The organism is uncultured Jatrophihabitans sp., assembly GCF_964246335.1.
In the GTDB taxonomy this organism is placed as follows: domain Bacteria; phylum Actinomycetota; class Actinomycetes; order Mycobacteriales; family Jatrophihabitantaceae; genus Jatrophihabitans.
The window spans coordinates 58,418-78,977 of record NZ_CAXTQF010000004.1 but is presented as its reverse complement, the minus strand read 5'-3'; the positions used below and the strand labels follow the sequence as shown (position 1 = coordinate 78,977).

Sequence of the window (20,560 nt, the reverse complement as noted above, 5' to 3'; positions counted from 1 at the left end):
TGCTCAGGCCTCGTCGATCGGCACGAGCGCGTGTATCGCGGGCGCGCCGGCCAGCCCATCGCCGGCCTTGGCAAACGTCGCCGCGATGTGCTCCGTCTTCATGTGTTGGTCAAGGTCGTCGGCCGCACGCCACGACTCGACCGTGACGAATACCGCGGGATCCGCACTCGACTGATACAGCGAGTAGGAGATGCATCCGGGTTCCTCGCGGGTCGGACCGACGAGTTCGGACAATGCTTCGCGCACCAGGTCTGTCGACTCGGGTTTTGCCGTGATGATCGCAACGACGGGCACCGGCATCGTCAATTCTCCTTCTCTGCGGGCGGGTGAGCACGTAGGTCCTACCCGCGGCAGCTGCATGCTTGCCGGGCGCCCGCGGACGTGTTGGCCGCGCACAGGGTGCGGAACGTCGCGCCCGGACCGGCATACCGGCCCGGGCGCGTCGCGGTGTCAGGCTCGAACGAACTCGAGCAGGTCGGCGTTGATCGTGTCGGCGTGGGTGGTGGGCATCCCGTGCGGGAAGTCGGGATAGAGCTTGAGCGTGCCGTTCTGGACGAGTTTCACCGAAAGCACGCCTGCGTCCTCATAGGGAACGACTTGGTCGTCCTGTCCGTGCATGACCAGCACCGGCACGGAGATCTTCTGCAAGTCCTCGGTGAAGTCGGTCTGCGAGAAGGCGACGACGCCGTCGTAGTGGGCTTTCGCGCCGCCCATCATTCCCTGGCGCCACCAGTTCTCGATGATGGCCTCGACCGGTTCGACACCGGAGCGGTTGAAGCCGTAGAACGCGGTGGCCGCGAAGTCGCGGTAGAACGCCGAGCGGTTGGTGGCGACCTGGACCTGGATGTCGTCGAAGACGCTCTTGGGCAGGCCGCCGGGGTTGGCCTCGGTCTGCACCATCAACGGTGGGACCGAGCTGATCAGGACGGCCTTGGCGACGCGGCGCTCGCCGTGCCGGGCAATGTAATGGGCGACCTCGCCGCCGCCGGTCGAGTGTCCGACGTGGACGGCGTCGTGCAGGTCGAGGTGCTCGACGACGGCCGCGAGGTCGTCGGCGTAATGGTCCATGTCGTGACCGTCACTGGTCTGCTCGGATCGGCCGTGGCCGCGGCGATCGGCCGCGACGACCCGGTAACCCTGGTTGAGGAAGAACATCATCTGGGTGTCCCAGTCGTCCGAGGACAGCGGCCAGCCGTGGCTGAAGACGATGGGCTGCCCGGAGCCCCAGTCCTTGTAGAAGATTTCGGTGCCGTCGTTGCTGTTGATCGTGCCCATGGCTCCTCCTAGGCGTGGTCGGTGAGCCGGCCGGCGCCGGCGTCGGTGCCGAGTGTCGTCGCGTCGACTCGTCCTCGCCCCACGCTGACGGACAGCGTTGCCATGAATTCGGCCAACTTGTCGGGCGCGGCCACAGCCGGAGACCCCGGCAAGACCGGGTCAGGAGCCGGTCGAGGCGAAGCGTTGCCGGTACTTACGCGGCGAGATGCCCAACCGCGAGTTGAACGCACGCCTCATGGCCTCGCCGCTGCCGTAGCCGGCCTCCATGGCGGCGTCGGTCACCGAGAACCCCGCGTCGAGTTTGTCCCGCGCGACGGCGAACCGCGCAAACGCCAGGTACTCGGCCGGCGACGACCCGAGCTCGGCCCGGAACAGCCGGGTCAGGCTGCGCGGACTGACGTTGGCGCGCGTCGCCATGTCATGGACGCTGTGGGCGCCGCGCGGGTCTGCGTGGATCAGCTCCACCAGCGTGCGCACGACGGCACTGTTCGGCGACGGCCGTTGCAGGGACGCCGCGAACTGCGACTGGCCTCCGGGCCGCTGCAGGTAGACGAGCAACGTCTGCGCGACACGCCGTGCCGTGTCGGCACCGAGGTCGTCCTCGACCAGGGCCAGCGCGAGATCGATGCCTGCGGCCACACCGGCCGAGGAGTAGACGTTGCCGTCGCGGACCCAGATGGAGTCCGGCTCGACGTCCACGGAGGGATACCTGCGCGCCAGCTCGTCCGTGTGCTTCCAGTGCGTGGTTGCCCGGTGCCCGTCGAGGAGGCCGAGGGCTGCCAGCACGAAGGCTCCGCTACAGATCGACACCAAGCGCCTCGCCCCGTCGGCCAGCGAGGCAGCCGCCTGCAGGATGTCCGGCGTGACGAAGCTGGCGGGCACCAAGTCGCTGCCGGGAATCAGGACTGTGTCGAATGTCCCGGCGCCACGCGCGGCACGGTGCACCGCGACCCGAGCGCCGACGGATGACAGCACGTCGGCACCGTCCGGCGACACGAAGACGAGCTCGTAGCCGGACACGGCTCCGGTGGCCTCCATGAAGACTTCCGCCGGGCCGGCGAGGTCGAGCATCTTGACGCCGTCAAAAGCCAGGATCGCGACGCGCCGTCGCTCACCGTGTGGGGCGCGCAGGGCCATATGCACATCATCGTCCCGGGCCTGCCTGGTGATCAATGCCTGCAGCAGCCCGGTCGACGAAGGAATCCGCGCCGCCGGGTCAGGCGTCGGCTCAGCGCAATCCGCTGATCGCTGCAGCGCTGATGCTGCTCGCGGCAACCTAGCGCCGCGGCCGCTGCTTGGCCGACACGGACTTGACGATCAACCGTGGACCGGCGCTTGCCTCCATTGCGACGCGGGCCAGCGCCAGCTCACCGTCGATGAGCGCCCTGACGTCCGCCCGGTCGAGGTCCTCGGGGACACCCAGCACCACGTTCCGCACAACTTTGCCGCTGCCCCGCAGAATGTTGGTTGGATCGAGAAGCTCCGGCCCGCGCTGCAGGAAGCACAGATTGACGCCGTTCTTGTGGCACGCGAGAGAAAAGAGGGAATCCGACGCGCGCTCGGTCGGCCCGAACCCGATGACGAAGAAGTTGTAGTTGTCATAGACGAGCTGAATTGCGTCGGGGAATCTCTTCTGCAACCCAGCGCGGCAACGTCGGATCTTGTCCTGCATCGGCTGCGCGAATTTCGCGATGAAGCTGTCGACCTGTGCCTCAGCGTCCATGCGCAGAAGGTATCTCCGCACGGTGCACCGAAGGGGGCGATCGGCGCTCGAAATGCGATATACGCTCTGCGCCGTGGGATCTGACGAGGCTTCGTCGAGTTCGCGGTGGAGCGCGGCGTTCGCCGGTGCGTCGATCGATTCCATGCAAATCTATGACTCCGTCGTCGCTCGCTTGTTCACACCGTGGGCACACGATCTGATCGGCCGGTTGGCACCACGTCCCGGACATGCGGCATTGGATGTGGCGTGTGGTCCAGGCACTGTCACGCATGCACTCGCCGATTGCCTCGGACCCGACGGGCATGTGGTCGCGACGGACATCAGTCCCGCGATGCTCGAGATCGCCAGGTCCAAGTCGACAGGCACTGACAGCGCGCCGATCGAATGGCTGGAATCGCCCGCGACGCCACTGCCGTTGCCGGACGCCGCCTTCGACATCGTCACCTGCCAGCAGGGGCTGCAATTCTTCCCGGACAAGGTCGGTGCACTTGCTGAGATTCGGCGAGTGCTACGACCTGGCGGTCGCGCCGGCGTTGCGGTCTGGACCCAAGTCGAGGATCAGCTCTTCGGATACCTTCGCGACGCCATCGCCAATGTCATGTCCGGCGAGACCGCCGATCGCTACCTGGGCCCGTTCCTGCTCACCGGAGAGGACGCCGCGGAATACGCACGTCGCGCCGGCTTCGCGAACATCGACATGGAACGGGTGACTCTGCCGGCAGTGCTGCGGGGAGGGGCTCAAGAGCTTTTCGACACCCTGCCGGCTTCCGGCGTCGCGGCGGACATCGCGGCCCTGCACGACAACCAGCGCGCCCAACTATTGGCCGAGACGGTGCGCCTCGCCGAGGGAGCTCAGGAGGGCACAAGCCTGTCCGGTTCACTCACCGCCTCAGTCCTGATCCTGTCGTAGCCAAGGTGAACGGTGCCTGCTCGCGCCAGCGGGACAGGAGCTGATGTCGCGCCGCCGCGTCCAGGCATTGACTCCTGACTTCCCTGCTGTCACTTTGGCTCCAACGAGCCGTGGCGGGAGGGCCGAGATGGCGGTCGTGACAGCGAAGCGTGCGCTCGTCGCCGCAGGTATAGATCCGGTCGACCCCGTCCCGAACATCCAAGGCGAGGCGACGGATCACTCCGTCGACAAGCTCATCGTCGGGTTGAGTGCGATCGCGGCGGTGATCCTCGCGGACGTCATCATTTCAACGTTGATGCACGACGGCGGTTACACCATGGCTACGGCGAAGGGGCCCGTGCAGGGTCTGACCATCTTTGCCACCTTCTTCGTGGCTGCGGCCGCACTGGAGCGGCTTCTGCAACCGTTGGCCGGCTGGTTGCCGAGCGCCACCGACGCGGGCGTTAACGCCGCCACAGCGAAAGCCGCCGCAGGTCCGACGGTTGCGCTTGCGGCGGCTGACCCGCACGATTCCACGAGCGAGGCCACCGCGAAGCAGGCACTCACTGAGGCTGCGAAGGCCGCGGACAAGTCGAGCTACACCGGCTTCTGGAAATCGGTGCTGCTATGGGCGCTCGCCACGACGATCGCCATGGCAGCCTCCGCGGGGATGAAGCTGTACTTCCTCCGCACCGTCGGCATCGCCAGCGGGCCACGGTGGTCGGAGGTTCTCGCGACCGGTCTGATCATCGGATCGGGCACCAAGCCCCTGCACGACCTCGTCACCTACATTCAGGCGGCGTCGAGCGCCAAAGCAAGCTAGTTGTCGTTCAGCGCTGATCCACGTCGACGACGACCGGGCGATGGTCGGACATCGCGAGACGGGGCGTGGCTGCGCCGGTCACCGAGCCCAAGTCGTCGAGTCGGCCGCGCAGCAGTATGTGATCGAGCTGGAACCGCGGGCGCGATGACGGGAAAGTCAGCCCGCTGACCAGGCTTCGGTAGCCGGTCAGCTTGGCCGGCGTACCGCCGCGCAGATTGAGGTCGCCGAGTAGCAGCAGCGGGTCGGGCCGAGCTTCGATCAATCGAGTGAGGCGTCGCAGCTGCCTGCCCTTCCAACCGGGCACGAACGGCAGGTGGGTGCCGACCACGGTCAGCGCGCCGTCCATGCGAGCAACGATCGCGACCCGAGGTTCCTCGCGTGCGACAACAACACCTGCGCCGGGCACCCACAACGGCACCGCGACCGGGATAGCCGGGATGCGCAGCACCTGCACCTCGTCGAGCGGCAAGCGACTGATCAGTGCGCAGCCGTAGGCCGGCCCGATCTGCGGCCGGTCGCCGGCCGCCGTCCAACGGGATCCGGGCGTGCCGTACAGCGCAGGCGCGAAGACGCTGTGCTCGGCACGCAACGCCGTTGCCGCGATGTCGGTGAGATCAGCACCGCCGGAACGCGGCTGGTCGCGGTCCACCTCCTGCATACAGAGCACGTCGGCGTCGAGCGTCGCGATCGCGTCGGCGAACCGGTCGAGGTCGACGCGGCCGTCCTGCGGCGACCGGCCGGACGCGATGTTGAAGCTCACGATGCGCACGCACAATGCCTACCCAGGGTCGCGCTACCCGACCGGAACGCGGCCCTCGGCGGGGTGTGCAGGCTCGAACGCGACCGGCGCTTCGAACGCCGCCCGACGCGCGGCACGGCGGAACGTCGCCAGCACAGCCGGCCCGACGAGCAGGATCGCAACCAGGTCGGTGATGGCGCGTCCAGTGTCCCAACCCAGTGACGTCGCGCCGTCGAAGAGCAGGTAGCGATGCCACTGCGCGGTGAACGACGCACCCGGGTGATACGAGATCGACGATCCCGGATCGACCGAGAACGGCCAGAACTGCAGGTTGAGCATGAAGCCGTAGAAATAACCGGCGAAGACGCCGTACGCGGCCAGCATGGCGATCTCCACCTTGCCGCGGCAGCGCGGCAACAGGCCGGCGAACAACCCGATCCATGCGCAGCCGAACATCTGATAAGGCATCCACGGCCCCACACCGCCGGTCAGGATTGCAGAGGCGAACAGCGAGGTGCAGCCGAGTGAAAAGCCGAACCCCGGGCCGAACACTCGGCCGGCGAACACCAGCATGAAGAAGACCGTCTCGATGCCGGCGGTGCCCGCGCCGAGCGGGCGCAGCCCGGCATTGACCGCGGACAGCACACCCAGCATCGCAAGTGCCTTGGAGTCGATTCCGCCGTCGGCGATCTCGGCGAAGACCACCGCGAGCACGAGCACCAACAACAGGCCGAACATGACGGGTGGCGCGTAGGTCGTACCCAGGCGACCGGGAGCGATCCAGAACGGCCACAGGAACGCTGCGAAGCCGATCAGGGTGGCGAGCGTCGCCGCAATGACCGACCGCGATCGCATGCGCACAGCAACGGCGTGACGCACGACAGCGGCCGCGTCGCTCACGCGGGGACAGCCTCGAGTTGCGCGCGGACCTCGTCGACGGTCAGTAGCGGCAGCGGCGCAAGGATCTTTGCCACCTGCGGCGCGAACGCCGGGGATGCACTGACCACGTCGGCGGAGGGACCGTCGGCTATCACGTCCCCGGCGCCCATCACGATGACCCGGTCGGCAGCGAGCGCGACGAACTCGACGTCGTGCGTCGACACCAGGACCCCCCGACCTTGGGCAGCGAGCGAACGGACGATGTCGATCAACGCCTTCTTGGCCGGGTAGTCCAACCCGCGGGTTGGTTCATCGAGCAGGATGACCGACGGTGCTGCGCGCAGTTGGATGGCGAGCACGAGGGACAGCTTCTGCCCCTCGGACAGGTCGCGCGGGTGGCCGTCGTCCGCAATACCAGGGGCCAGCGCATCGAGCAGCCCTCGCGCAGAACCGGGACTGTCCGCGCCGACCTCGGCATCGGCCTGCTCGAGCTCCGCGCGCACCGAGTTCAGGTACAGCAGGTCGGTCGGCGTCTGCGGCACCAGGCCGACGAGCGCGCGCGCGCGAGCCGGCGAAAGATCTTTCGGGTCCGTACCGCCGACCGACACCGCACCTGCCTGCCGCTTGCCGGAGCCCTGCAGCGCCCACAACAGGGACGATTTCCCGGAGCCGTTTCGACCCATCAACGCGGTGACCTCGCCCGACGCGAGCGACACGTCGACCTTGCGCACGGCCACTGTCTCCCCGTAACGCACCAGGACGTCTCGCGCACGCAGCACCTCAGCGCGCTCCGTGGCCGGTGCAGGCCGGGTCAGCGTGGCGCACGCGCCGAGCCGTCTGCGCAGCGGCTCGGCGAGCCGCCGCGCGTCACGAACGGAAAGAGGCAGTGGCTGCCACTGCGCGAGCCGGCCGAGTTCGACGACCGGGGGCGCGACGGTGGTGGCCTCGAAAATCTCCGCGGGCGGCCCGTCGGCAACGCTTCCGTCGCCCGGTACGTAGATCACTCGGTCGGCGTACTGCACGACTCGTTCGAGTCGGTGCTCGGCGACGATCACCGTGACGCCGAGATCGTGGACGAGGCGGGTGACCGCGGCAAGCACCTCTTCGGCGGCTGTCGGATCCAACGCCGAGGTGGGTTCGTCGAGCACCAGCACGCGCGGGTGCGCAGTCAGCACGGCACCGATCGCGACACGTTGCTGCTGGCCGCCGGAGATCTCGTGCAACGGCCGGGAGCGCAGGTCCGCGAGTCCGAGCAGGTCCAGCGTCTCCTCGACGCGCTTGCGCATCGTGGCGGGAGGGATCGCCAACTGCTCCATGCCGTAGGCGAGCTCCTCCTCCACGGTGTCGGTGACGAAGCCGGCGAGCGGGTCCTGGCCCACGACGCCGACAACGTCGGCCAGCTCGCGTGGCGGGTGAGTCGCTGTGTCGCGGCCGGCGACGACGACACGGCCGGCGAGCGTCCCGCCCGTGAAGTGCGGAACCAAGCCGTTGATCGCGCCGAGCAGTGTGCTCTTACCGGCTCCGGTGCGCCCGACGACCAAGCACAGCTCACCCTCGTCGATGTGCAGGTCGACGTTGCGCAGCACCGGCGTGCGCGCGTCGGCGTAGGTGACGGTGACGTCCTCGAAGTCGATCACACCGACACCTCGACACGCTCCGGCTCGGATGTCTCGATCTTGGACGCCGACGGGGTCGCGGCCGCCGGGCGGGACGGCCGTTCCGGCGGCGGCGCAGCAAAGCCGGCGACGGCAGCCAGCAGGATCGCAACGGTGGGCAGTACCGGCAGCGGCGGGAAATGCAGCGGGTAGTAACTCGGGTTGATCTGCGCAGCGCTGTATCGGGTGCTGACGTAGAGCAGCGCCGCGGACGCGACACCACAGCCCGACACGATCCATTCGGGCGCTCGCCACGGGTCCGGCCGGTAGTGCGTCCGGGTGACCCGGCGGCTGCCCAGCGCAAGGCCGGCACAGCAAAGTGCCGCGCCCGCCACGATTGCCGGGACGCCGAGGTATCGCGGGGCCGTGCCGTCGAGCAAGCCGTACACGCCGATGCAGATGCCGACCATTCCGGCGATCATGAACGCGCCCGTGAGCCGGCGGCTGCCCCTGGTGGCGGTGCCGGCTCGGCCGTAGCCGCGGCTGTCCATCGCGGCGGCCAAGCGCAGGGAACGGTCCATGGCGTCCTCGAGCACGGGGATCGCAATGCTGCGCAGGGCTCGTAGTCCCTTCACTTTCCCAGCACGTAGCCGACGTGCGCGGGCCACCCGCTGCACACTTTCGATCAGCTGGGGTGCAACGCTTACCGACACGACGACGGCCATGCCGAGTTCGTACAGCGCACCGGGCAACAACCGCAGCGCACGCTTGGGATTCGCCAACGCGTTCGCCGCGCCGACGCAGCACAGCATCGTCGCGAGCCGTAGTCCGTCCGTCGCGGCGGACAAGGTGGCCTCGAGCGAGACCGGTCCCCCGATCGAGATCCCGGCGTACCAACCCGGCGTCGGAATGTGTGGCAGCGCGAAGATGATGTGGTCGGTGGGCGTGATCCCGGACCCGAAGATCGTCCGGAAGACGATCCGCAAAACGATCACCGACAACCCGAGCCAGAGGTAGTACTTGAACGCGCGCGCCCACGGAGCCTCGCTGCGCCGGTTTCCGACGACGAAGCCGAGCACGGCGAGTGTTAGCAGCAGCAGCAGCGGGTTGGTCGTGCGGTTGACTGCGACCGCGATACCGATCGCCCACAGCCACCACGCCGCGGGATGCAGTGCCCGTGGCAGTCGGCGCGACTCGCGCGGCGACGAGGTCATCCCGTCACGGTAACCACGGCTCAGCCGGTCTGCCGACGTCGCCAGACGGTGAACCCGGCACCGGCGCCGATCACCACGAACAGGCTGAGCCCGAGGATCAACGGTAGTGCCGACCCGGCCGACGCAACCTTCTTGCTGGCCGGCTTGGCATCGACGACGTCGGGCTGGCTGTTCGCCGCGGCCGACGACGCGGTCGAGGTCGAGCTGCCGCTCCGCGCGACCGACGTCGTGCGTGTCGCCGCTGCGGAAGCGGACGACTTCGCCGCAGCACTCGACTTCGCTGCGGCACTGCTGGCGGCTGCCCGCGGCGCGGCGGCGTCGGCAGCCGAGCCGTGCTGGCCGTGGGCGCTGCTTCGCGAGCTGACGTTCGACCCGCGTCCGCCGCTGGTTCCGTGTTTGCGATGCGAAACACCGATTTCTTTGCCCTTACCGGCCTTGGCGCCGGCGGGCGTGCAGGTTGTCGGGCCGCCACCGGCGCGCAACGAGTTGGGCGTGCATGCCGGGAATCCGTTGACGGGGTCCCCGGCGCTGCCCTGGATGTCGGTGCCTCCGAAGATCCACAGCTCGACGCTGCCGGTCTTCGACTTCTCGGTGTACGCGCCGTACTGGCTGTAGCTCCAGGTGTTCTGCCCGGGCTCGGCGATCCAGTATGACCAGTACGCCGACGCCGGCGGTGTCACGACGCACGGATCCTGGTTCGGCTTGGGGTACTGCGTGCCGCTGTCGTACGCGGAGTTGCCTATTCGGCAGATGAACTGCGGCCCGTCGTGCTGGTCACCACTTGTCTGGAATCCTTCGGCGTTCAGCAACGTGATGCCTGTCGTGCCGCCATCGGCGCCCGGGTCGCAACCTCGAACGATGGGCCCGTTCCAGTGATGGAAGTCGACGGCCACGATCTTGCCCTTGCTGGTCGAACAACTCGACACCGGATCGGCCGATACCGACGCAACCGGAAAGCCGACCAGCGCCGTCGTAGCGGCGAGCGCGAGCGTCGACACCAGCGCGCCGAGACGCCTCACCGGTGTCGTGCCGTGCGCTGCGGCACACGCAGGCCACGCCGACCGGCGAGGCTGAGGCCTACCCCAAGCACCATGAGCACGAGCGCCCAGAACAGCAACTTCATCGAGTCCAACCCCGTGCTGGCCAGCTCGCTGCTGCTCTGCGTCGTTGCGTCGGTGCCGGCGCTCGAACCACCTCCCGGTGCTGAATCCGCGGCGGTCGGGGACGACGAGCCGCTGCCCGGCGCTGTCGACGACGGCGGGGTGGTCGTGCCGCTGGCCGGAGGGGCGGTTGCATCGGCGGCGCGCGGCAGCGAGAGCACCCGCGCACCGGACTCGGCCAGCAATGACCGCTGCGCCGCGGCGGCAACCGCCTGCGTGGAAGCGCGCAGGTCGGCGCCCGATGCCGATGGCGAGGTTTGGAACCCGCCGCTGGACACAGCCGTCGTGGTCAAGCCGGTCAACGCCGACTGCCAGGCCGCGATGGGCGCAATGGTCTTCGGCTGCGGCGGGTCGGCGGTCGGGCTCGTCAGCGCGTCGACGAGCGACTGCAGGGCACCCGCGGCGAGCGCCGTCGAGTTGCTGCTCGACTTGACTGCACCGTTGTACAGCCCCGAGGACAGCTGCGCCTTCTCGAGATATTTTTGCGCCGCGCCGAGCCACGTGTCGGTGCCCTGCACCGCGGCGAGCGCCTGAACGGCGTAGCCGGTCGTGTCGACCTCCGAGGTGCACTTCTGCCCCGGCGTGATCAGCACGCTGGAGAAGCCGCCGTCGGCGCACTGCAACTGATGCAGGCGCACCACGAGCGGGCTGTCGATCGTGAGGTGGTCGGCGTCGTTGGGCGAAGCCTGCAACGCCAACACCGCAAGGGCTTGCGAGACGGTGCTGAACGCGTTGTACGCATCGCCCGCAGCGGTGCATGGCGAGAAATCGCCGTCGATCTTGGCCGAACATACTTTGGACTTGACGAGCCCGAGCAGGTCCGTCCCACCGAAAGCGTGCGGGTCGTTGCCGGTCGCCTCGGCGACGAGCGCAAGCTTGCTCAGACCGCCGGAATAGGGGCCCCCCTCGGCACCCGCCGGATCGGCATAGTTGGCCACGTCGCCCTCGAGCCAGGTCACCATCTTCGTGACGTCCGCGTCGTGGCCGCCGGCCGCGAGCAGGGCGAACACCCCGTCCGAGGTCAGACCGTCGTCTGCCGAACTCGAGCCCGCGAATACGTAGTGGTCGTTGCCAGTGCCTTGCAGCTGGCTGACGAGGTAACCGGCACCCTTTACCGCACCGCTCTTCGCGGTGAGGTTGTCTAGCACCGACCCGAACGGTGTTCCGACCGCGCCACCAAGTGCCTGCGTCGACGCGCGCAGGTCCGAGCCCGTCGTGTTACTTGCGACGTTGAACCCCCCGTCGGTGTTCTGCTCGGCGGTCAGGAACTTCTCGGCCTTGACGATCTGAGTGTTGTAAGTCTGCGCGTCGAGCCGCAGGGCCTGCACCACGATCGCGGCCGAGTTCACGGAGTCACCCGACGCGCCCGGGAAGCCGCCGCTGCTCTCCTGCTGGCCGGCCAGCCACCTCAGCGCCTTTGCCAATGCGGCACGTGCCTTGCTGCCAGGCACGAGAGCGAGGCCCATCGCCGCCATGCCTGTGCTGTCGGTCTCGGAATCACCGGTCGTAGGAATGATGCTGGAGAAAGAGCCATCGGCATGCTGCGTACCTTCCAAATACGCAGCGGGACGTTCTGCGCTCTTACCGTCGCCCGCACGCAGCTGAGCGATCAGGCCCAGCGCTTGCTTGAACGTGGTATTCGCATTGCGGTAGTTGCCGGCACCGGCGCAGCCAATTGTCGCGTCGGCTTTCACGCACACCCGACTTTCAATCTCCTTGATCAGATCGAACCCACCGAACGAACGCGGGTTGCGGCCGACACTCTCGGCGAGGAGGGCAACTTTTCCAATTGAGCCGCCGTCCGCGTATTGGGCGGCGTACTGGGTGCCGAGAAACGTGTAGTCACCGACGTGTGCCGAGACATAGTCCGCGATCGCGCCGAGCGATTCGTCGGCCGAGCCGAACGAGGCTAGAGCCAACCCGCCGTCAATGGTCAGCCCGATGTCCTTCGACCCTGGCCCGAAGGGTTCGTAGTGGTCGCCGTCGACGAGCTGCCGCGTCAGGTAGTCGGCGGCCTTGGTCAGATTCGGTGTGGCTGCGCCGGCGTCCAACACTCGCACCTTCGCCCTACGCACCTGCGCGTGCTGAGCGGCGCGCTCGGCCGTCGCCGTTCCCGTTGGGAGGCCGGCGCGGACGTCGTTCGGCGCGAAAGCCGGCTGACCATGGGTGCCGGCAATGTCGGTACCGCCGAAGGTCCAAGCCTCGACCTCACCGTTGGTCGGCTTGTCCGCATAAGCGCCGTACTGGCTGTAGCTCCACGTGTTGCTGCCCTTCGGTGCAAGCCAGAAGGACCAGTACGCACTCGCCGGCGGGGTGACGACGCACGGGTCCTGCGCCGGCGTCGGGTATTGCGTGCCCTTGTTGTAGAGCGGGTGGCCGATGCGGCAGATGAACTGCGGACCATCGTGCTGGTCGCCCGCGGTGGTGAAACCCGCCGTGGTCAGCAACTTGATGCCGGTGGTCGGCGCCGGGTCGCAGCCACGCACTGCCGGCCCACTCCAGTGCGCGAAGTCGACGGCCACAAGCGCGCCCTTGGTGGTGGTGCACGAACCCAGGCTGCCGAGGAACGTCTTGACCGCCGTCGGTTTTGTGGGGGCGGTCTTGGCGGGCGCTGGCCTGGCGGTCGGCTTCGGCGCGGTGGCAACGCGCACGGTGCGGCGGACGCTTGACGCGCGGAAGCGCTTGTGACCGGAGAAGGAGGCCCGCAGCGATCGGCTTCCGGCCGTCAGCTTTGCGTGACAAACGGCCTTGCCCGAATGCAGGTGCACTGCCGAGCAACCGTGCACGGTGCTCGCGCCGTTGCGGAAACGAACGGTGCCCCCGTGCGGGTTCGGGTGTACGGCGGCCGCAAGCGTCACGGGCCGCCCCGCCACCGCGCGCCCGTTGGACAACGACGTGTGCGTCGAGACCTTGTGCGTCTTGGCAGCGCTGGGCGCTGCCGTGGCCACGCTCGCACCGGCAAGAGCCAGCACGCTCGCCGTACCTACGGCCAGCCACCGCGACGGGGTCTTCATGCGCATCCGGGTCCGATCTCACGGTGCCGGCCGGGCGGGAGGCGAGATCGCGGGCAGCTGACGCCCGGGCTCGGCCTCGCTGTCCACGACGAGGCACTGGCCGTAGCTTTGCAACAGGCATTCCGACTGTGCCGCCGAAGCGGCTTCACGGCTGCGGGTCAGCGCCGGAATTGCACCGGCTTCCCCTGCTGCAGAACTGTGGAAAGTGCGAGCCGGACATGCGGATGACCGGCCCGGACGCAGCCTAGGTTGCGTCGCCTGCAGGGTCAACGCGGGGCGTGCCGACGTGACCGACGCCGCTCACCGTGATTGGCACGCGTCCCCGGCATACTGGCGCGGTGAGCGATTCCGCGCCGGGTGAGGTCATGGCGCCGACGCTCGTCCGGCTCGGGACCGACATCGGCTGGGGCGATGTCGACGCCGCGGCGGCCGCGCGCGAACAGCCGCCCGTCGGCGCCGGCCGGCTCGCCGAGCTGATCGAGTGGCTCGCCGCCACGCAGGGCGCCTACCCGCCGCCGCCCGCCACGCGCACCCCGCTGCTCACCATCTCGCCGGCCGGCGAGAGCGTCGCGGCACTCGCCGACGCTGCGGGCGTCGGGGTGCGCACCGTCGAAGCGCCGACCGATGTCGACGGCGCCGTGGATGTCGGTGCCGCGGCGGCCGACGACGAGATCGAGGCCGGCACCGATCTGCTCGTGCTCGCCGACCCGGACGCCGGCCACGCGCCCGGCGTGGTGGTCAGCGTGGTGACCGGCGCCGAACCCGTGACGCTGCTGCCGCGCGGCGCCGATGCCATCGATTCGGCTGCGTGGATCGAGGCCGCGAGCCGGCTGCGCGACGCACGGCGGCGGGCCGCGGCGTTGCGGGCCGCGCCGGACCAACTCCTGCTTGCCGCAGGGTCGGCCGCCCTCGCCGTGTCGACAGGCGTGATCATGCGCGCCGCGGCACGCCGTACGCCGGTGTTGCTCGACGGCACGTCCGCGCTCGCGGCGGCGGTGCTGTGCCGCGAGGTGCAGCCGCGGGTCGCGCGGTGGGTGCGGATCGCCGACGTGTCACCGCACCCCGTGCACGCACGCGCAACAGCCGAGTTCGCCCAGCGCCCGCTGCTCGACCTCGGCACATCGCGCGGCGACGGCACGGCCGCCCTGCTGTGCCTACCGGTGCTGCGCGCCGCCGCGGCACTCGCCGGATCGGCACCGGCATGAGCGACCGCGCGCAGCGCAAGCGGCGCGGAGAGCAGGCGAGCGCCGACTCCGCGGTCGAGGCCGTCACCTGGCCGGTGCGGGTTGCCGCGGCGTGGAGCTGGCGGCTGCTCGTCATCGCCGCCGGGATCTACGTGCTGCTCCTGATCTTCGGCAAGATCGAGCTCGTCGCGTTCTCGTTCATCCTCGCGCTCTTCCTCACGGCCGTGCTGCACCCGCTCGAACGTCAGCTACGTCGCGTGCCAGGACCCAAGTCGCTGTCCGCCGCCCTCGCCCTGCTCATCGGCATCGGTGCGCTCGTGGGCATCGGCTTCTTCGTGTCCTGGCAGATCAGCACGCACGCGTCACAGTTCGGTGATCAGATCAACTCTCTGGTGGCCAAGATCAACCACTGGCTGCACCACGGGCCGCTGCACCTCAACCAGGCAGACCTGGACAAGATCTCCAGCGAGATCACCAACACCGTCAAGTCGCACCAGGGACAGTTGATCAGCGGCGCGATCGCCACCGTGCAGACCGTCGTCGAGGTGCTCGGTGCGCTGCTGCTGATCCTGTTGTCGACGTTCTTCCTGCTGCGCGACGGCGACGCGATCTGGCAGTGGGTCGTGCGGTTGTTTCCTCGCGCCGCGCACGAGCGGCTCGACGCCGGCGGGCGCGCGGGCTGGCGGTCGCTGGGCGGCTACATGCGTGGCCAACTGATCATCGCGTTGTTCCACGGCATCGCCGTGATGATCGTGCTGTTCATCCTGCAGGTGCCGCTCGCCGCCGCGCTCGGCGTCGTGATCTTCCTCGGCTCGTTCGTCCCGCTGATCGGCCTGACCGTAGCCGGCGCCTTGTGCACGGCGGTCGCGCTGCTGGAGCACGGCGTCACTGCCGGCGTCGTCGTGGCCATCGCGATCGTCGTCCTCGTGCAACTCGAGGCGCACCTGCTGCAGCCACTGATCATGAGCCGCAGCGTGGAGGTGCACCCGCTGGCCATCGCACTGGCCGTCATCACCGGCACCGTGCTCGCCGGGATCGTCGGAGCGCTGCTGGCCGTGCCGTTCATCGCGTTCCTGAACTCGACGGTGCATGCCATCCGCGCGGCGCGTGAGCTGCCCATCGGCGACACGTCGTTCCCCGTCCAACACCGGGAATCTCCGTTGGGCGATCCCGTCGACGGCACCGAGCCGACCGACGAGGAGAAGGAGGACGCGCGAGGTGAGGGGCCGGGTAGCTAGCGCACGTGTGACGGTACGAACGGCGGCTTGACCACGCGCACGGGTGTGCGGCGACCGCGGACGTCGAGCTCCAGTTCCGTGCCGTCGTCCACACCGCGATGGGTCGCGACGAGCGCGAGCCCGATACCGACCCGACGCGTGGGTGAGAACGTGCCGCTGGTGACCTCACCGACGAGGTCGCCGGCCGCGTCCAGCAACGTCATGTGCGGGCGCGGGATGCCCCGGCCGAGCACCTCGATGCCGCGCAGCGTGCGACGTGGGCCGTCCGCGCGTTCGGCGAGCAGCGCCTCGCGCCCCCAGAACGCCGGCTTGCTCCACCCGACCGCCCAGCCCGACCGCGCCTGAACCGGCGTGATGTCCGCGGACAGGTCCTGACCGTGCAGCGGGTAGCCCATCTCGGTGCGCAGCGTGTCGCGCGCACCCAGGCCGGCCGGCATCCCCCCGACCTCCCGGGCCGCGGCGACGAGCGCGTCCCACAGCGCGACGGTGTCCGACCACTGCGGCACCAGCTCGTACCCGTGCTCGCCGGTGTAGCCGGTGCGGCACACGCGCACGGGGGTGTCACGCCACGTCGCGTCCACGTAGGCCATGTAGTCGCCGGGCACCGCGACGCCCACCTGCTCGAGCACCTGCGCCGATCGAGGCCCCTGCACGGCGAGCACGCCGAACTCGCGGTGCCGGTCGACCACCTCCACACCCGCCGGCGCCGCCGCCGCGAGCAGCTGCACCACCCGCGCCGCATTGGCCGCGTTGGGCACGAGGAACACCTCGTCGTCGCTGACGAGGTAGGCGATCAGGTCGTCGACGACACCGCCGGACTCGGTGCAGCACAGCGTGTACTGCGCCTGCCCGGGCGCGATGCGGTACAGGTCGTTCGTCAGGCAGGCGTCGACGAATTCACGCGCGCCGGTGCCGCGCACCGTGGCCTTGCCGAGGTGCGAGACGTCGAACACGCCCGCGGCCTCCCGGACGGCCTGGTGCTCGCGCAGCACGCCACCACCGCTCGCCGCGTACTCGATCGGCATCTGCCAGCCGCCGAAGTCGGCGAGCTTGGCGCCGAGCTCGACGTGCCGTTCGTAGAGCGGCGAGCGGGCGCCGCCGGTGGCGGTGTCTGCAGCGTCCAGGTCGGGTTGGTGCGACATGCGCCCAACGTATCGACACCGTGCGCCGCACCTGCGCGAACCGCTGCGCTGACGCGCACCTACGATCGCGTGGTGCCCAAGGTCTCGGTCGTCTCCCCCACGGCGCCGCTGCGTGCCGACGCCGTCGTGGTCGGCGTGCACCGCACTCCCGGCGGACCCGCGCTGGCCGCAGGAGCGGACGCCCTCGACGCGGATTTCGGCGCCCGGCTGCTCGACGCGCTGCGTGCGTTGGACGCCGTCGGGCGGGCCGAGGAACTGCACAAGATCCCCACGCTCGGGCTGGCCGGCGTCCCGCTGGTGGTGGCGGTCGGGCTCGGCGACGCGCCGGCCGGCGATGCCGAGGTGCCGGCGGAGACCGCGCGTCGTGCGGCCGGCACCGCCGTACGCGCGCTGACGAAGCGCCGCCGGGTGCACTTCGCGCTGGACGCGCCGGCGGACGCCCTTGCCGAAGGTGCCCTGTTCGGCGCGTACACGTTCGACACGTACAAGTCGCAGGCGCCGAAGAACGAGCTGCGGACCATCACGATCGCGGCGCCCCCGGCCGCGCGGTCGGCCGTGCGACGGGCGGTGGTCGTCGCCGACGCCGTGACACTGGTTCGCGATCTCGTCAACACCCCGCCGAACGACCTCTACCCGCAGACCTTCGCCGCCCGCGCCAAGGAGTTGGCCGACGAGGCCGGCCTGGAGATCGAGGTGCTGGATGAGCGGGCCCTCAAGCGCGGCCGCTACGGCGGCATTCTCGGCGTCGGGCAGGGCAGCGCCCGCGGGCCGCGGATGGTGCGGTTGACGTACCGCCCGGCGCGGGCGCGGCAGGACACCCCGCTGGTGGCGCTCGTCGGCAAGGGCGTCACGTTCGACACCGGCGGACTGAACCTCAAGACCGCCGGCATGGCCGCGATGAAGTCCGACATGGGCGGCGCCGCAGCGGTGCTCGCGTCGACGATCGCGCTCGCCGCGCTCAAGGTGCCGGTGGCCGTCACCGCGACGGTGCCGATGGTCGAGAACATGCCGTCCGGCACGTCCTACCGGCCGTCGGACATCCTGACGATGCACAACGGCCGGACCGTCGAGGTCACCGACACCGACGCCGAGGGCCGGCTCATCCTCGGGGACGCGATCTCACGCGCCGCCGAGGACTCGCCCGCTCGGCTGATCGAGATCTCCACGCTGACCGGGGCGCAGATCGTCGCGCTCGGTGCGCGGGTGATCGGCGCGATGGGCACCGACTCGTGGCGCGACGACGTCGTGGCCGCCGGCAACGACGTGGGCGAGGCCTCTTGGTCGATGCCGCTGCCCGACGAGATCCGCGCGACGCTGGACTCGCCGGTGGCCGACCTGCAGAACCTGCCCGGCGAGCGATTTGCCGGCATGCTGACCGCCGGCCGCTTCGTCGGCGAGTTCGTGCCCGGCGACCTGCCGTGGGTGCACCTCGACATCGCCGGGCCGTCCTTCAACACCGCCGGCCCGCGCGACTACACACCCAAGGGCGGCACCGGCGCCGGCGTGCGGACCATCGTCGCCGCCGTCGAGGCGTACGCGGGCACCCTCGGCTGAGGCCGGGCTTCGGGCCTGCTGCAGGCGGCCGGCTGTCGACACCCTCCGCAGAGGTGTATTACGGCCGTAATACACCTCTGCGACACCCCTGGCGTTCCGCTCGCGAACCCCGCCGCACACACTCGTGCGCACGCCGTAGTACAGCCACGGGTGCACACCACTTACGTCAGGCGTCGGCCGCCACGACCGCTCACTCCGCGGCGCCGTCCTTGTGCGCTGCATTCCAGTCCCGCATGCGCTGCGGGTAGCCGACCTTCGCGACCTCGTACAGCGGGATCGCGTTCTTCTTCGCGAAGGACGCGGCTCGGTCCGGGTCGGTGACGCGGCGGCGCGTCCACTCCCCCGTCGCCGCGACGAGCAGGACCGTCGTCTCGGTCACCATCGTCCGCGGCTCGAGGAACGCCTCGACGCCGGCGCGGGTGCGCACGAAGTCGACGAGGTGCTCGAGGTCGGCGGAGGTGCCGGTGCGCAGGGTGCCGACACGCGGTCGACGACGTAGCAGGGCCATGGTTCGGTCCTCCTTGTCCGGTCACGAAGATCGCGTCCGCACATGATGGCAGCACCTACCCCAGTGACGGCTGTGCTCACGCTGGGCGAACGCCCGCGCCACAGCCGCGCTACAAGCTGGTCGGGCGCAGTGCCAAGATGGAACAACCCCGCGATCCGGGTCATCGATGCAGTAGGAGAAGTTGTGGCAGACAAGCAGGCCGACCTCGTCATCCTCGGCGGCGGCAGCGGCGGTTACGCGGCTGCGCTCCGCTCGGCCGAGCTGGGCAAGTCCGTGGTGCTCATCGAGAAGGACCGGGTCGGCGGCACCTGCCTGCACCGCGGCTGCATCCCCACCAAGGCTCTCCTGCACGCCGGCGAGATTGCCGACGCTGCCCGGGAGAGCGCCACGTTCGGCGTCAACGCGACCTTCGAGAGCGTCGACATGGCAGGCGTGCACAAGTACAAGGACGGCGTCGTCGGCAAGAACTGGAAGGGCCTGACCGGCCTGATCAAGAGCCGCGGCATCGACATCGTCGAGGGCGAGGGCCGCCTCGTCGCACCGAAGACCGTCCAGGTCACCGGCGCGGACGGGTCGAGCGACACCTACACCGGTGAGAACGTGGTGCTGGCCACCGGTTCGTACTCGCGCACGCTGCCCGGCCTGGAGATCGACGGCAACCGGGTGATCGCCAGCGAGCACGCGCTGCAGCTCGACCACGTGCCGGAGTCCGCGATCGTGCTCGGTGGCGGCGTCATCGGCTGCGAGTTCGCGTCGGCGTGGACCTCGTTCGGCACGAAGGTGACGATCGTCGAGGCCCTGCCGCACCTGGTGCCGCTCGAGGACGAGGCCAACTCCAAGCAGCTGGAGCGCGCGTTCCGCCGGCGCAAGATCGACTTCAAGGTCGGGGCCCGCTTCCAGGGCGTCGAGTACACCGACTCCGGGGTGCGCGTGACGCTCGAGAGCGGCGACACGCTCGAGGCCGAGCTGCTGCTCGTCGCCGTCGGCCGCGGCCCGGTGTCCGCAGACCTCGGGTATGAGGACCAAGGGGTCCGCATCGATCGTGGTTTCGTCGTCACCGACGAATACCTGCGCACCGGCGTCGACGGCGTCTACGCCGTGGGCGACCTGATCACCGTCAACTCACAGCCGCACCTGCAGCTCGCGCACGTCGGGTTCGCCGAGGGCATCCTCGTCGCCGAGGAGATCGCCGGCCTGCCGATCGCGCCGATCGACTACCGCGGCGTCCCGCGCATCACGTACACCCAGCCCGAAGTCGCGTCCGTCGGCTACAGCGAGGCCGACGCGGTCGAGGAGTTCGGCGCCGACGCGATCAAGACGGTCACCTACGACCTGTCGGGTAACGGTCGCAGCGCGATCCTGAACACCAAGGGCGCGGTCAAGCTCGTCGCACAGCAGGATGGCCCGGTGCTCGGCGTGCACATCGTCGGCGATCGCGTCGGCGAGCTGATCGCCGAGGCGCAGCTGATCTACAACTGGGAGGCGCTGCCCAGCGAGGTCGCCCAGCTGATCCACCCGCACCCGACGCAGTCCGAGGCGATCGGCGAGGCGCACCTGCTGCTCGCGGGTAAGCCGCTGCACGTGCACGACTGACCCGCGCCGGCACACCTGCCTGCCCGCACC

The 20,560-nt window shown here is 69.5% G+C and carries 19 protein-coding genes and 1 riboswitch; of the genes, 6 read left to right on the top strand and 13 right to left on the bottom strand.

Features of this window, described 5'->3' with window-relative positions; translation table 11 throughout:
- Positions 1-3: 3 nt before the first annotated feature.
- The 5 genes from ACFFCN_RS02410 to ACFFCN_RS02390 all read right to left on the bottom strand — a co-directional run bounded on the left by ACFFCN_RS02410 (position 4) and on the right by ACFFCN_RS02390 (position 2,998).
- On the bottom strand, positions 4-300 hold the full coding sequence (locus tag ACFFCN_RS02410) for a putative quinol monooxygenase (RefSeq protein ID WP_375489361.1): 297 nt from the start codon (positions 298-300) through the stop codon (positions 4-6).
- Positions 301-450: 150 nt separating this feature from the next.
- Positions 451-1,275 carry an alpha/beta fold hydrolase gene (locus tag ACFFCN_RS02405; RefSeq protein ID WP_375489359.1) on the bottom strand — a complete coding sequence of 275 codons (825 nt, stop codon included), beginning with the start codon at positions 1,273-1,275 and terminating at the stop codon, positions 451-453.
- A gap of 8 nt (positions 1,276-1,283) precedes the next feature.
- Positions 1,284-1,409: a hypothetical protein gene (locus ACFFCN_RS02400; protein WP_375489357.1), complete on the bottom strand. Its 126-nt coding sequence runs from the start codon at positions 1,407-1,409 to the stop codon at positions 1,284-1,286.
- A gap of 25 nt (positions 1,410-1,434) precedes the next feature.
- Complete coding sequence (locus ACFFCN_RS02395) at positions 1,435-2,412, bottom strand: GlxA family transcriptional regulator (protein WP_375489355.1); 978 nt, start codon at positions 2,410-2,412, stop codon at positions 1,435-1,437.
- A gap of 139 nt (positions 2,413-2,551) precedes the next feature.
- Complete coding sequence (locus tag ACFFCN_RS02390) at positions 2,552-2,998, bottom strand: hypothetical protein (protein WP_375489353.1); 447 nt, start codon at positions 2,996-2,998, stop codon at positions 2,552-2,554.
- 73 nt (positions 2,999-3,071) lie between these two features.
- Between ACFFCN_RS02390 and ACFFCN_RS02385 the strand changes: the two genes are divergently transcribed.
- The gene (locus ACFFCN_RS02385; RefSeq protein ID WP_375489351.1) at positions 3,072-3,908 is read left to right on the top strand and encodes a class I SAM-dependent methyltransferase; all 837 of its coding nucleotides are present in this window, start codon (positions 3,072-3,074) and stop codon (positions 3,906-3,908) included.
- A gap of 43 nt (positions 3,909-3,951) precedes the next feature.
- Positions 3,952-4,710: a hypothetical protein gene (locus ACFFCN_RS02380; protein WP_375489349.1), complete on the top strand. Its 759-nt coding sequence runs from the start codon at positions 3,952-3,954 to the stop codon at positions 4,708-4,710.
- 7 nt (positions 4,711-4,717) lie between these two features.
- Here the strand turns inward: ACFFCN_RS02380 and ACFFCN_RS02375 are convergent, their stop codons facing one another.
- Genes ACFFCN_RS02375 through ACFFCN_RS02350 form a run of 6 tightly spaced genes read right to left on the bottom strand, consistent with a single transcriptional unit; the run spans position 4,718 to position 13,317 of the window.
- Entirely contained in the window at positions 4,718-5,479 is a 762-nt protein-coding gene (locus tag ACFFCN_RS02375; RefSeq protein ID WP_375489347.1) for an endonuclease/exonuclease/phosphatase family protein, read from the bottom strand.
- A 24-nt stretch (positions 5,480-5,503) separates the two neighbouring features.
- Positions 5,504-6,304, bottom strand: coding sequence for an ECF transporter S component (locus tag ACFFCN_RS02370; protein ID WP_375489345.1), 801 nt, complete (start codon positions 6,302-6,304; stop codon positions 5,504-5,506).
- A 41-nt stretch (positions 6,305-6,345) separates the two neighbouring features.
- The gene (locus ACFFCN_RS02365; RefSeq protein WP_375489343.1) at positions 6,346-7,965 is read right to left on the bottom strand and encodes an ABC transporter ATP-binding protein; all 1,620 of its coding nucleotides are present in this window, start codon (positions 7,963-7,965) and stop codon (positions 6,346-6,348) included.
- Positions 7,962-9,137, bottom strand: a complete 1,176-nt coding sequence (locus ACFFCN_RS02360) for a CbiQ family ECF transporter T component (RefSeq protein ID WP_375489341.1) — start codon at positions 9,135-9,137, stop codon at positions 7,962-7,964. The genes ACFFCN_RS02365 and ACFFCN_RS02360 overlap by 4 nt, the downstream gene beginning before the upstream one ends.
- A 20-nt stretch (positions 9,138-9,157) precedes the next feature.
- Entirely contained in the window at positions 9,158-10,156 is a 999-nt protein-coding gene (locus ACFFCN_RS02355) for a hypothetical protein (protein ID WP_375489339.1), read from the bottom strand.
- Positions 10,153-13,317 (bottom strand): prenyltransferase/squalene oxidase repeat-containing protein, encoded by a 3,165-nt coding sequence (locus tag ACFFCN_RS02350; protein ID WP_375489337.1) that lies wholly within the window; start codon positions 13,315-13,317, stop codon positions 10,153-10,155. Before ACFFCN_RS02350 ends, ACFFCN_RS02355 begins: the two co-directional genes overlap by 4 nt.
- Before the next feature lie 88 nt (positions 13,318-13,405).
- Positions 13,406-13,527: riboswitch (cobalamin riboswitch) on the bottom strand.
- A 122-nt stretch (positions 13,528-13,649) separates the two neighbouring features.
- Here ACFFCN_RS02350 and ACFFCN_RS02345 point away from each other — a divergent pair.
- Positions 13,650-14,516 carry a nicotinate-nucleotide--dimethylbenzimidazole phosphoribosyltransferase gene (locus ACFFCN_RS02345; RefSeq protein WP_375489335.1) on the top strand — a complete coding sequence of 289 codons (867 nt, stop codon included), beginning with the start codon at positions 13,650-13,652 and terminating at the stop codon, positions 14,514-14,516.
- Positions 14,513-15,733, top strand: coding sequence for an AI-2E family transporter (locus ACFFCN_RS02340; protein ID WP_375489333.1), 1,221 nt, complete (start codon positions 14,513-14,515; stop codon positions 15,731-15,733). The genes ACFFCN_RS02345 and ACFFCN_RS02340 overlap by 4 nt, the downstream gene beginning before the upstream one ends.
- Here ACFFCN_RS02340 and gcvT read toward each other — a convergent pair.
- The gene (gcvT, locus tag ACFFCN_RS02335; protein ID WP_375489331.1) at positions 15,730-16,875 is read right to left on the bottom strand and encodes a glycine cleavage system aminomethyltransferase GcvT; all 1,146 of its coding nucleotides are present in this window, start codon (positions 16,873-16,875) and stop codon (positions 15,730-15,732) included. The two genes, ACFFCN_RS02340 and gcvT, sit on opposite strands and share 4 nt — an antisense overlap.
- 72 nt (positions 16,876-16,947) lie before the next feature.
- Here gcvT and ACFFCN_RS02330 point away from each other — a divergent pair, with 72 nt between their 5' ends.
- On the top strand, positions 16,948-18,429 hold the full coding sequence (locus ACFFCN_RS02330; protein WP_375489329.1) for a leucyl aminopeptidase: 1,482 nt from the start codon (positions 16,948-16,950) through the stop codon (positions 18,427-18,429).
- Positions 18,430-18,619: 190 nt separating this feature from the next.
- Here ACFFCN_RS02330 and ACFFCN_RS02325 read toward each other — a convergent pair whose 3' ends face one another.
- A complete protein-coding gene (locus tag ACFFCN_RS02325) occupies positions 18,620-18,937 on the bottom strand; it encodes a hypothetical protein (protein ID WP_375489327.1) in 318 nt (105 codons plus the stop codon).
- A 183-nt stretch (positions 18,938-19,120) separates the two neighbouring features.
- On the opposite strand from ACFFCN_RS02325, the gene lpdA reads away from it, so the two are divergent.
- Entirely contained in the window at positions 19,121-20,530 is a 1,410-nt protein-coding gene (lpdA, locus tag ACFFCN_RS02320; RefSeq protein WP_375489325.1) for a dihydrolipoyl dehydrogenase, read from the top strand.
- Positions 20,531-20,560: the final 30 nt, after the last annotated feature.